The sequence below is a fragment of the Ruminococcus sp. 1001136sp1 genome, assembly GCF_039841815.1.
In the GTDB taxonomy this organism is placed as follows: Bacteria; Bacillota; Clostridia; order Lachnospirales; family Lachnospiraceae; genus Blautia_A; species Blautia_A faecis.
On sequence record NZ_JBDPGY010000008.1, the window covers coordinates 141,093 to 153,862 of the forward strand.

8 protein-coding genes are annotated in these 12,770 nt (G+C 43.9%); 2 read left to right on the top strand and 6 right to left on the bottom strand.

The features are described from left to right. Positions 1-2: 2 nt before the first annotated feature. From ABHC48_RS08975 to dapF, 3 genes are all read right to left on the bottom strand, one after another. The gene (locus tag ABHC48_RS08975; protein ID WP_195699576.1) at positions 3-1,961 is read right to left on the bottom strand and encodes an FMN-binding protein; all 1,959 of its coding nucleotides are present in this window, start codon (positions 1,959-1,961) and stop codon (positions 3-5) included. Positions 1,962-2,134: 173 nt separating this feature from the next. Then, on the bottom strand, positions 2,135-5,524 hold the full coding sequence (locus tag ABHC48_RS08980; protein ID WP_243284517.1) for a penicillin-binding Tp47 domain C-containing protein: 3,390 nt from the start codon (positions 5,522-5,524) through the stop codon (positions 2,135-2,137). 417 nt (positions 5,525-5,941) lie between these two features. Then, positions 5,942-6,790 carry a diaminopimelate epimerase gene (gene dapF / locus ABHC48_RS08985; RefSeq protein WP_195699578.1) on the bottom strand — a complete coding sequence of 283 codons (849 nt, stop codon included), beginning with the start codon at positions 6,788-6,790 and terminating at the stop codon, positions 5,942-5,944. Between the two features lie 249 nt (positions 6,791-7,039). On the opposite strand from dapF, the gene ABHC48_RS08990 reads away from it, so the two are divergent. Further along, on the top strand, positions 7,040-7,870 hold the full coding sequence (locus ABHC48_RS08990; protein ID WP_195699579.1) for an AraC family transcriptional regulator: 831 nt from the start codon (positions 7,040-7,042) through the stop codon (positions 7,868-7,870). A 664-nt stretch (positions 7,871-8,534) separates the two neighbouring features. Here ABHC48_RS08990 and secA read toward each other — a convergent pair. Beyond that, positions 8,535-11,111: a preprotein translocase subunit SecA gene (secA, locus tag ABHC48_RS08995; RefSeq protein WP_195699580.1), complete on the bottom strand. Its 2,577-nt coding sequence runs from the start codon at positions 11,109-11,111 to the stop codon at positions 8,535-8,537. Between the two features lie 237 nt (positions 11,112-11,348). On the opposite strand from secA, the gene ABHC48_RS09000 reads away from it, so the two are divergent. Next, the gene (locus tag ABHC48_RS09000) at positions 11,349-11,969 is read left to right on the top strand and encodes a 4'-phosphopantetheinyl transferase superfamily protein (RefSeq protein ID WP_187565128.1); all 621 of its coding nucleotides are present in this window, start codon (positions 11,349-11,351) and stop codon (positions 11,967-11,969) included. Between the two features lie 3 nt (positions 11,970-11,972). On the opposite strand, the gene ABHC48_RS09005 is transcribed toward ABHC48_RS09000, so the two are convergent. Beyond that, positions 11,973-12,137: a hypothetical protein gene (locus tag ABHC48_RS09005; protein WP_173770386.1), complete on the bottom strand. Its 165-nt coding sequence runs from the start codon at positions 12,135-12,137 to the stop codon at positions 11,973-11,975. A 48-nt stretch (positions 12,138-12,185) separates the two neighbouring features. Beyond that, the gene (gene raiA / locus ABHC48_RS09010) at positions 12,186-12,713 is read right to left on the bottom strand and encodes a ribosome-associated translation inhibitor RaiA (protein WP_118582188.1); all 528 of its coding nucleotides are present in this window, start codon (positions 12,711-12,713) and stop codon (positions 12,186-12,188) included. Positions 12,714-12,770 lie beyond the last annotated feature (57 nt).

Here is a 12,770-nt window from a genome sequence, read left to right on the forward strand (position 1 = left end):
GGTTATGCTCCTTTTGCCTGATTTAATGCATTTCTAAATGCCTGAATAAATCCCTGGGAGGAATATGTGCATCCAGATACTGTATCTACACTGTCTGCGGACTGCTTTCCCATAACCTGTCCAAGAATTCCCTCCCAGGCTGTATCTGCATATTCTTCATCATCATAGGAAAAATAAGTTGCTCCCACAATCTGTCCTCCGGATATTGTTACGGTAACCTGTACACTGTCTGGTCCGTCATTGCCTTCTCCAATGCCAGTGTAGGTTCCATCTGTATATACACCAGCAGGCACAGGCGTGGGTTCTGGCGCAGCTGTCGGTTCCGGCGTCACAGAATTCTCCGGTGTATCCGTCGGTTCCGGTGCAGAAGTTGGCGCTGGCGTTTCAGTAGGCTCTGGTACAGCTGTAGGCTCCGGTGCAGTCGTTGGTTCCGGAACAGAAGTCGGCTTTGGCGTATTTGTGGGTTCTGGCTTCTCGGTGGAATCCGGCGCCTCAGTGGGCTCTGGCGTTACTGAAGGCTGTACCTCTGTATTTTTTGCCTGCTCCAATGCTATTTTGGACGCATCCAGAATTCCCATAGAAGAAAATGTTGCACCACTTACAGTGTCAATTCCTTCTGTACTCTGCTTTTCCAGTATTTTAGGCTGTATGGATCTCCATGCCTTATTGAAAAAGCTTCGGGTATCTGAGTTTGTATTGGTTACTTCCGTAATTTTTCCATCTTTAATTGTCAGTGTTATGTTGACCTGTCCGGAATATCCCATTGCAGCCCCTGTATAGGTGCCATCTTTCAAAAGATTTACAACCGGCTGCTCATCTGACGGATTATCCGGAGTCTTGGTAGGCTGTGGAAGCTCCGTTGGAATTGGTGTTACAGTTTCATCAGGTACAGCAGTCGGTGTTGGAGTTATATCTTCTTCCTTTGAGTCTGTAGTTCCTGATTGATCAGCCTTTGAAAGAGCCTGGGATAAAGCTCCGAGAATTCCATTGGAAGAAAATGTTGCACCACTTACAGTATCAATTTCAGAAGTACTCTGTCTGGAAATCACATTGGACTTGATTGTTTTCCATGCTTTATTAAAAAATTCAGGTGTATCTGTATTTGTGTTGCTTATTTTTTTGATTTTTCCATTTTTTATTGTAACCTTTACCGTTACGGTTCCATCAAAGCCTTCTGCCTGTCCCTCATATACGCCATCTTTATAGCTGACAGAAGTATCCTTCTTCGGTTTCTTTGCAGGTTTTGGCGTTGGAGTTGGTGTGGCAGCCGGTGTGGCAGAATCACTGTTTCCCGCCTGTGAAAGGGCGTTCTGTACTGCCTGGATAATTCCGTTTGAGGAATAAGTTGCACCACTGACTGCATCCACATTCGGGGACTGGCTTGATAAAACCTTACTTACAACGCCCTGTGCGGAGGCAAAATAAGAGCCTGTTTCTCCAGAGGCACTCAATATATCAACAGCTGTGATTTTCCCACCTGATACAGTTACCTGTACGGTAATCGTTCCTCCAAAGCCAGTACCGCTGCCCTGATAAGTTCCATCTTTATAGCCGCCTTCCGGAACTTCTGTAGTTGGTGTAGTGGTGGAGCCCTGACCTACCCCTGAAGATGCAGCCGTTTTTACTGGAAGGGTCTTTGAGCTTCCTTTTTTTATACCACTTTTTTTCTTTGAAATTTTGGAATTTTTTTTCTTTGAAGATGATGATGTATTTTTGCCTGCTTTCAGCAGACTCTCCTCTTTTGCCTCGTCATCTGCTGCCTCATAGGAATAGGCTGTTTTCAGAAGCGATTCCAGATCCTGGGATTTTACAACCTCTCTGGTTTCAGCAGTCACTTCTTTTCCACTGCTGCCAGCCTGAGCACCTGCTGCAGCCACAGCCGCAATAACCACTGCTGCTGGAGCAAGTTTCACCAGATTCTTTTTTTCAAAAGGATTCTTATCACTGTCTCGTTTTTTCATGCTGTCTCCTGTTAAAATATGTAGCAAAATAAGTTTCTTTTTACAAGCAAAAGCAGGGGCTGTTAAAAACGGCCCCCGTTCCTTTGCCTTGTTTCACACAAGTCTTATTTGTTACCAGTAAAAACTTTGTAACAATTATTGTAACTGTTCAGTACCTTCTGAATGGTTACCAATTATTTTACTTTTACTTTGAATTTCTTAGATACCCCATTACTTGTAACAGTGATGGTTGCAGTACCTTTCTTCTTACCTTTTACAACACCTTTTGCAGTAACAGTCGCTACTTTCTTGTTGCTGGACTTGTATGTTACTTTTCTGGATGGTGTTGCGGTTGCTTTGATTTTTACTGTTTTGCCTTTCTTGATTGTTGCAGAAGATTTTGCAAGCTTCAGAGAAGGTTTCTTAACCTGGATTACTACTTTCTTAGTGTAATTTCCAACCTTTACAGTAATGGTTGTCTTTCCCGCTTTTTTCGCTTTTACAACGCCTTTGGAGGTAACAGTCGCTACTTTCTTGTTGCTGGATGTAAATTTAACTTTTCCAGTTACATCATTTTTTACAACCGTAATGGTTGTAGAGGTTTTTCCTTTGGTGTAAATTGTGGAAGCTTTTGCAGTTGCTGTAATTCCTTTGGCCGGTGCTGCAGTCGGTGCCGGAGTTGCAGTTGGCTGTGTAGGTGCTACAGTTGGCTGTGCCGGGGTCGGTGTTGCGGTCGGCTTTGCCGGGACTGGTGTTGCAGTCGGCTGTGCCGGCGTTGCAGTTGGAGACGGAGCTTTTACAAGCATGTTAAGAGCTTCTCTTAAATGTCCGATCTGCTCTTCTACGCCATAAGTTGTCTGATTCTTAATATTTGCAAGCATTTCCTCACACTCTTCAAGCTCATTTGCAATGCTGTCTTTTGCAGCAGCCCAGCTCTCCGGAGTATAATCAGCCTCGTTCAGGGCTTTTGCTTCTGCGATAATGTTTTTCAGTGGTGTGGAATCTGCATCACCTGCAGGTTTCGCAATATTCTCAGCTGTTGCCTGGAATTTTACAACGTAATCCTGGTATCCAAGGGCATGAACAGTAAGGATCCAGTAACCAGTTCCGTCTGTTCCTTCCGGAAGCTTGCATCTTCCTGATTCTGTAAGGCCAAGCTGGATACCCATCATTTTATGCATCCAGTTATCAGCTGCAAATTTTGTTCCATAGTTTGCAAGTCTGTTTGTATAAGTGGAATCATTTCCATAATATGCCCACTCAACAGACTGCATATGTGCACCAAGATCGCCATAGTTTCCAGTCAGGTCAACTCTCAGGAACTCACCATAGGAACCATTTCCAGGCTTTACAGTTGCTGTAATTCCGTCTGCCACTTTCAGCTCTGCATCTTTGATACCAGACTCAGTTCCGTTCTGTCTTGCTCCGATTACAAAGCTTCCATCTTCAGCTTTTGTAGCTTTTTTCAAACCATTTGTATTTGCAGTTACATTTGCAACGGCTTCATAGGATTTCAGTTCTTTCTCGCCATAACCGCCGATCAGCTGTCCGCCATTTTTTACAATTGCATGGCTTTCTGCAAAAGCAGCAAGGTCAGCTCTCTTAATCTCAACCGGTACATATTTCAGGCCAGTTACGGTATATCCGGTTACATTGTTCCGGTTAAATACTTCTGATGTTCCATCGGCATAATAAACTGTTTTTCCGTCTGCGCTCCAGTGGGAAACTGTTTTTCCATTAAGAACCGCGATTGCCTGGAAGCTTCCTCTGTGAAGGCCATGGTTTGCAGTTGCTCTTGTTACAGCATCAAATGCTCCAAGGTCTGACTCACCTCTTCTGTCTTTTTCTTCAGAAGAAGCTGTGGAGCCTGCATTGTATACATCCTCGGAAGCCCAGTACTCAGCCCATGTAAGACCTGCGTATACATATACGTTTTCGTTGTAAACAAATGTTACATCTGGGTATCCGGCAGCACTTACAACTACTGTATCTCCATCGTTTACAGCTGTTTTAGAATAATCAAGAGTTCCATCCTCCTGAACAATCTTCACAGCACCTTTTCCGCTTGCAGCATACTCTTGGTCACCAATTTTTACTTTTGAAACTGTTTTGGTAAATGCAACAAACTGCTCAGCGGTAATATCTGCCGCAGCAACCAGTTTTCCTTCATACTCATCATAGGAAGCCATTACAGTATCTGTTGTTGCTGTAAAAGTAGCGCTGACAGGAGCATATTTTCCATTTGCATCGGAAATTGTCAGAGTATGTGTTCCAGGTGTAAGATTTGTAACCTTTACTCCTGTCTCTGTTGTCGCTGCTTCCACATCATCAACTGCATATTTCTTTGAATAATCAGATGGAAGTGCTTCAGATAATTCAACTTTAACCTCTGCATCTGTTACCTTGATGTTGTCAACGGTTGCACTGACACCTGTTTTTACCGGAACATAAGTATCTGGAATATCAAAATTAATTTCCCCCTTATCCGTATAGTACGTTACGCTGGAAATAGTTTTTCCCATCATGGATTTGTAGTGGTCAGAGCTTATTGGGCAACCGTGAGATTCTGTTGTAAAGCCGGTGCTCCATGCAAGTTCTTTTCCTTTCCAGATATTCTCAAGATGACGGAGTGCATAAGTGGTTCCGTCTGTTGTATTGATGATTACACCATAAATCTTATCACCATTAGATGCATTTACTACTGCCTTTACTGCTGTCTCATCCAGCTCAAGCTGATAATCTCCATATTTGGAATTAAGCTTTAATTCAGCATTCACACTAACATTCTGTTCGGACATTCCCTGAACAGCGCCAAAAGAAATATTTTCGTTCTCATCTACGCTCATTTCCTTGTAATATGCAGGAGTTTCTGCCGGAACATAATAAGTATAGCTTGGCTGTTCAATAAGAGCCGCTGCACCAGTATATGTATTAGTACTTACCTGGCCTTTCATGTTCGTAGTAATCTCTATAGTAGTGCTGTCTGTAATCTGTTTAAAATTTTCCAAATCAGAAGCTTTATTCACTTTTACCGGAAAAGTAACACCTGCAAGTTCATTTCCTTCCGCGCTTGTATGATAAGCAGCATTTCCATTCATCACGCCGCTCATCTTTGTTTTTGCTTTCGTCGCGGATGTAAATGCATCTACTTTTACATCATTGTTTTTCAACTCAGATCTGTAAAAAGCTTCATAGGGAATGTTCATCAGTACGATCTGACCATCCTCCACTGTTTTCACAGCTCCCGCTTCATTGTTGGTTTCGCCCTCAGTGTTTGCTAAAAAAGCATCTTCTGTGTCTCCGGTTTCGCCGTCCTCAAATCCAGACTCCTCTTCTGCGGCTTCTCCAGATTCAAAACCATCCTCTGTGTCTGTACCAAAATCTGCTGAATCGTCAGCCTCTGATGATTCGTCATAGTCGTCTGAAATCTCATCAGAACCATATGCAGTCTCCTCAGATACCTCAACAGCTGCTTCTCCAGAAGTAAAGTCCTCTGCCATAACTCCAACCGGTGAACTGGTCATCGCTACAGCTGCACTCATAATGATCGGAGCAATTTTTCTTAATAACTTTTTGTCAGCCATCCTCTTCCTCCTTGTTTAACTTTTATTAGTATTTTCTAACCTTTGTTTATTCTACAGAATTGTGTTAGAAATGTCTATCTATTTTTAGTTTAGACATTGCACTTTTTTTATCAACAAGAGGGGCTGTTTCGTATATCAACATGCTGATTCCGTCTCCATATTTTATATAAAAAATACTTTCCTCTCTTTAGGCATAATGATATCGCTTACAGACATCACCCCCCCCCATTTGCAGCAAAAAAGAATCCAGGCACGGAAGTCTTCTTACTTCTATACCTGGATTCTCCTACATTGAAAATTAAGCAACTGCCATATTGACTTGTCTGATTTTTCATCTGCTGCTCCTACGTCAGTCGCCGTAGCTACCGCTACACAGCCCCGGCCGTTGGGATGCGCCATATGCACCATATTTTCTTTCTATGAGAAAAAGCTCTCAGCCACGCTCATCTCCGCAATATATCCAACAGTTCCTGTCATAAAAATAGTTCCGTCTTCTTTAATGTCGATCTGGATCATACCACCCGGCTGGTTTACATTGATTCTGTTTTCCATCAGACCTTTTCGGTAGGCTGCAATGGCTGCTGCACAGCTTCCTGTACCGGAAGCTTTTGTGTAACCGGAGCCACGCTCCCAGATCTCGATATCCAGATTTCCTTTGTCAATCTGGCGGCAGATCTGCAGGTTCACTCTTTCCGGGAACTCATCTGCATTTTCCACATATGGCCCCAGCTCCCTTACTTTTTCCGGGGATACCTGATTCATGAAAATAATGCAGTGTGGATTTCCTACTGTGAGACAAGTTGCCTTGTATTCTTTCTTGTTAAATGTAAATGGCTCATCGATCACCTCACGCACCTCGCCAGTTACCGGAATCTCTCTGGAAAGAAAAGAGGCTTTGCCCATGTTTACGCGGAACTCTGTCGCTCTGGCATTCAGACACTCTACTTCGATTGTTCCTGATAAAGTCTCAATGGCAAATTTTTTCTCTGTAACATACTCATTATCCATAAGATATTTTGCAAAAATACAGACACCGTTTCCACTGATTGCAGCTTCACTTCCATCAGAATTAAAAATATGCATTCCCATTTTTCCATTAATGTCAACTGGTCCGTAAAGCACACCATCCGCTCCAAGTCCGAATCCCCGCTGGCAAAGAAGCGCAACTTTTTTGCCCTGCAGCTGAAGCTGGTTTTTCTTCGCATCCAGTACCAGATAATCATTTCCAAAGCCCTGATATTTTGTCATGATAATGCTGTCTCTCATTGTTTTCAATTCCTTTCTGACGAAACGCCCGTGATCTTTTTTCTCAAATCACATCTTATATCCAGTATAGCGTTTATTTTTCCCATGTACATAGAATAACTTGCGAAATATATTGCAAAAAATGCGGTATTTCATTTATAATAAAGTCATATTTCAAGCGCAGAATTGAATTATGACGCTACGAAAACGTAGCTGCAAACAAAGTTTGCGGTTCCATACACACTATAGTTAAAACAGGAGCCATAACATATGAATTCTTTCAATGAGCCAACTGAAAAAACCGGCTATCTGGAGCAGGATTTCCGGCTTTTTCACATCAAGGACCAGACCAAGCGGGAATTTTCCTACCATTATCATGATTTTCACAAGGTGATCATCTTTCTTTCCGGAAAGGCTGCCTACCACATTGAGGGAAAGTCCTACTACCTGAAGCCCTGGGACATTCTCCTCGTGAACCGTCACGCCATCCACAAACCGGAAATTGATTTTTCGGTTCCATACGAACGTTTTGTACTATGGATCCGCGACGACATCAAATCCACAGAACTGCTCCGCTGTTTTCAGAAGGCGATTGACCGGAGTTACAATCTGATCCGTCTGGACTCTGACACTCAGGAAAAATTAAAGCAGCTTCTCTATGAACTGGAAGCTGCCCTAAAAGACGAAAAATTTGGCAGCGATCTGCTTGGCTCAGCTCTTTTTACCCAGTTCATGGTTTATGTAAACCGCATTTTTCTGGAAAAGCAGTACATTTACGACACTCGCTCCTACAGCAGTGATTCCCAGATAGAAGAGCTTCTCCGTTATATTAACCACAACCTTACTGAAGATCTTTCCATTGAGACCCTTGCACGGAAATACTACCTGAGCAAGTATCACATGATGCGGAAATTCAAGGAGGAAACCGGTTACACCATCCACAACTACATCATTAGCAAGCGCCTTCTTCTCGCCCGCACAAAAATTTCCGAAGGCACCCCCATCCTGAAGGCCGCCCAGTTAAGCGGCTTCTCCGACTATACCACCTTCTCCCGGGCCTATAAAAAACAATTTGGTATTGCGCCGAGCCAGACAATATAATTGCTATTTAATGGATTAAAAGGTCTTCAATGCGGACGCATTTGGGCAATGTGTATTACTCACTCGCCGGCGCAACGCTCCGATGAACTAATCGCTAACTGCGACTAATGCGTTCGGGAGAGCCCTCACGCATAAGTCTTCGTAAGCGCTGGATTTCGCTTACGCTAAGAGCGCGCCTAAAATGGCTCGCTGGAGTAATACACATTGCCCAAATGCTGTGTACTGGCTGGTTAGTAAGAACTTTTAACGAAGGGGGGGAGGGGGAGTGATTGGTTTCCCTATACTTTCTTGACAACGATAGATTAGAAAAAACAATATAGTTGCGGGATACCAACTACTTCACCCCACCCCCGCTGTTGTTGTTACTGTTTCTTTCTTCCCTTTCCAGTAACCAGCGATTTTGCAATGTATATTCGCAAGCCGCGCATTTCAGGAGCGGTTTTAGTGGAGGCGAGATCCATGACTTACGGAGACTTAGGCGCGAAGGCTTTCCTGAGCGTCTTAGTCGTAGTTAGTCATTAGCTTGCCGGAACGCCTGGACGCGCGGCGGTGAATATACATTGTGAAATCGCGTCCGGGATAACGACCAACACATTAAATAGCAAAAGAGCGAATTTCCAAGACCTCGCGCCTCTGGAAATTCGCTCTCTATAATCACTCTGATTTAAACATTAGCAGTCTTTCTGCCGCAGCACTGTTTGTACTTCTTACCGCTTCCGCAAGGACACGGATCATTCGGATAAACCTTAATTTCTTTTCTCTGAACCGGCTTACGAACACTGGAATCATCCTTGTTGGTACCAGTAACCTTAGCCACCTGCTCACGTTCGATTTTCTGCTCCACATGAACATGATACAGCATTCTGACGGTGTCCTCCTGAATGGAAGTGATCATGCTGTTAAACATATCAAATGCGGCCATCTTGTACTCAACAACCGGATCTCTCTGTCCATAAGCAGTCAGACCGATACCCTGGCGGAGAATCTCCATGTCATCAATGTGATCCATCCACTTGCTGTCAATGCTCTTCAGAAGGATAACGCGCTCAAGCTCACGCAGCTGCTCTGGCTCCGGGAATTCGGACTCCTTCGCCTCGTAAAGCTTCACAGCCTCCTCCTTGATCAGATGCTTCATCTCATTCTTTTTCTTACCCTTAACCTTCTCAGATGTAAGCGGCTCGATTGGGATGATCTGACGGAGAACACTGTTGAACTCATTCAGATCCCACTCTTCAGAATCTACATCCTCAGAGAAACACATATCTACTGCATTATCTACAATATCTGTAATCATCTTGTAGATGGCATCGCGCATGTTCTCACCATCCAGTACCTGGCGACGCTCTTTGTAGATGATCTCACGCTGCTCATTGTTAACCTGGTCGTAATCAAGAAGATTCTTACGGATACCGAAGTTGTTAAACTCGATCTTCTCCTGTGCCTTCTCGATTGCATTGGAAAGCATCTTGTGCTCGATCTGCTCATTCTCAGCTACGCCAAGGGAAGTAAACACCTTCATCAGACGCTCAGATCCGAACAGACGCATCAGGTCATCCTCCAGGGAAATGTAGAAGCGGGATTCTCCCGGATCTCCCTGACGTCCGGAACGTCCACGCAGCTGGTTATCAATACGTCTGGACTCATGACGCTCTGTACCGATGATCTTCAGACCGCCAGCTGCTCTTGATACATCGTCAAGCTTAATATCCGTACCACGACCTGCCATATTGGTTGCAATGGTAACTGCACCGGCCTGACCCGCCTGTGCTACGATCTCAGCCTCAAGCTCATGGAACTTGGCATTCAATACATTGTGCGGGATTCCCTCTCTCTTCAGCATACGGCTGATGAGCTCAGAAGTCTCAATGGTAATAGTACCAACCAGTACTGGCTGCTGCTTCTCATGAGCTTCCTTTACAGACTGGACAACTGCATTGAATTTCTCTTTCTTTGTCATATATACGGCATCATCTAAATCCTTACGCTGAACCGGCTTATTGGTCGGGATCTCAACAACGTCCATAGCATAGATATCACGGAACTCTTTCTCCTCAGTAAGGGCAGTACCGGTCATACCGCCTTTCTTATCGTATTTGTTAAAGAAGTTCTGGAAGGTGATGGTTGCAAGGGTTTTGCTCTCGCGTTTTACCTTAACATGCTCTTTTGCCTCGATTGCCTGGTGGAGACCATCCGAATAACGACGGCCCGGCATGATACGTCCGGTAAATTCATCAACAATCATAACCTCGTCATCTTTTACAACGTAATCCTGGTCACGGTGCATCAGATTATGAGCACGAAGTGCAAGGATGATATTGTGCTGGATCTCAAGGTTCTCCGGATCTGCAAGATTCTCAATACTGAAGAATTTCTCAACCTTCTTCACACCCTGCTCGGTAAGGTTGACAATCTTATCCTTCTCATTTACAACAAAGTCACCGGTCTCGATAACTTCCTCACCCATGATAGCTGCCATCTTGGTCATCTCATGGCTGGCTTCTCCACGCTCCAGCTGCTGTGCAAGGATATCGCAAACCTCATACAGCTTGGTGGACTTGCCGCTCTGACCGGAAATGATCAGAGGAGTACGAGCCTCATCGATTAAAATGGAGTCGACCTCGTCGATGATACAGTAGTGAAGGTCACGCTGTACCAGCTGCTCCTTGTAGATAACCATGTTATCACGAAGATAGTCAAATCCAAGTTCGTTATTAGTAACATAAGTAATATCACAGTTATATGCCTCGCGGCGTTCTTCCGGCTTCATGTCGTTCAGAACTACGCCTACAGTCAGCCCAAGGAATCTGTGAACCTGTCCCATCTCGTCGGCATCACGTTTCGCCAGGTAATCATTGACTGTGACAACGTGAACACCTTTGCCTTCCAGGGCATTCAGATAGGATGGCAATGTAGCTACAAGGGTCTTACCTTCACCAGTTTTCATCTCGGCAATACGACCCTGGTGAAGTACGATTCCACCGATGAGCTGTACTTCGAAATGCTCCATTCCCAGTACTCGCTTGGCAGCCTCACGGACGGTAGCAAATGCCTCTGGTAAAAGATCATCCAGGGTAGCTCCCTCTTCCAGGCGTTTCTTAAACTCTCTTGTCTTACCACGAAGTTCTTCGTCGGTTAATTTCTGCATTTCGGGACGCAGATCCTCGATTTTCTTAACGAGAGGCATGATACGCTTAACCTCTCGCTGGCTGCGGGTTCCGAAAACTTTTGAAAACATGTTCATTTAGCTCTTATACTCCTGTCTATCTTTTTAGATGCTATATTGTGTAATATAACTGATTTCATTTCATTTAAAATTATTTATTTTGTTTAACATACCAGTCTATTTTAACACTTTTTGTCATGGAAAACAATAAATATTTGATGAACAAAATATGTCTCCCATATGATATATTAAAGTAAAATGAATTTATACCCCAAATCAGCCTCAAATTATTTTATGTTTTAGGAGAATTTTTATATGATTTATCTTTTTCAGGAACTGGACTTAATTTCAAACGAATTGCTTCACCAGATGATTTTCTCATTGCCTGTTGCACGCAGGGAATATGTTCAGCATTTTAAATTGCCGGAAGACCAGAAGCGTTCTGCCCTGGCCTGGCTGCTTTTGCGTTATGGACTTAAACAGGAATATGGTTTCCGGGAAATCCCGGATTTCCAGAAAACCTCTTCTGGGAAACCATTTTTCCGTGGGGAAAATATGCCGTTTTTTAATCTCAGCCACAGCGGAAATTTCGTAGGCTGTGCCTTGCATGACAGGGAAATTGGTCTGGATATCCAGAAGCTCACCGAGCCCCGGGAATCTCTTATCCGAAGAGTCTGCACTCAGGAGGAGCTTATTTTCCTAAAGTCCCCCCAGGATTTCTGCCGGATCTGGGCTATGAAGGAAAGCGCCGTCAAACTTACCGGAGAAGGGATCACCGGAAATTTCCGGGAGATTCTCACTCTGCATCCGGATATGCACACCCACACCATCCCATTAGAAAATGGAACCGGATTTCTGGCCTACAGTATTTATGACGAAAGCAAGCTCCCTGTCCGCGTACTATCCGCCAGGGAGCTTGCTGAAGAATTACTTTAAAATTCAAACTTTTATAATTTTTTCATCAGGGAACGGATCATCCAGAAATCTGGTCACATGATACTGATCCGTTTCTGCCAGATGAAGCTGCAGCAGTGCCAGACCAATTCCAGCTGCTCCGTCAAAGCAAAAAAACAAGGGCATGTGAAAAAACTTTCGTTTTTTCACACGCCCTTCCTATTCACCTGTTTTATTTTTCAAACAGATATATCTCTATTAATCCTCCGGCTCAATCAGTCCGTAGGTATTCCCCTTACGCTTGTAAACTACATTCACCTGATCAGTCTCTGCATTGCAGAATACGAAGAAATTATGTCCAAGAAGTTCCATCTGGACACATGCATCTTCTGGATACATAGGCTTGATATCGAATTTCTTGGTACGAATGATCTTAACCTCTTCGTCCTCTTCATAATCCTTGTCCAGATATGCTTTCTGGAAGTTGGCTGCTGACTGCTGCTTATCTACGATCTTGTTCTTGTATTTCCTGAGCTGACGTTCAATTACTTCCTCTACAAGGTCGATTGATACATACATATCGTTGCTGACCTGCTCGGAACGGATGATGTTGCCCTTAACCGGGATCGTCACCTCGATTTTCTGTCTTTCTTTTTCTACACTAAGAGTTACGACAACTTCAGTGTCAGGAGTGAAATACCTTTCCAGTTTACCGAGCTTATCCTCTACTGCTGTACGAAGCCCGTCTGTCACTGTGATGTTCTTTCCGCTGATAATGAATTTCATGCTTCCATCCCCTTTGCTGTTTGATGGGTATATTATAACACATTACTCTAAAAATTA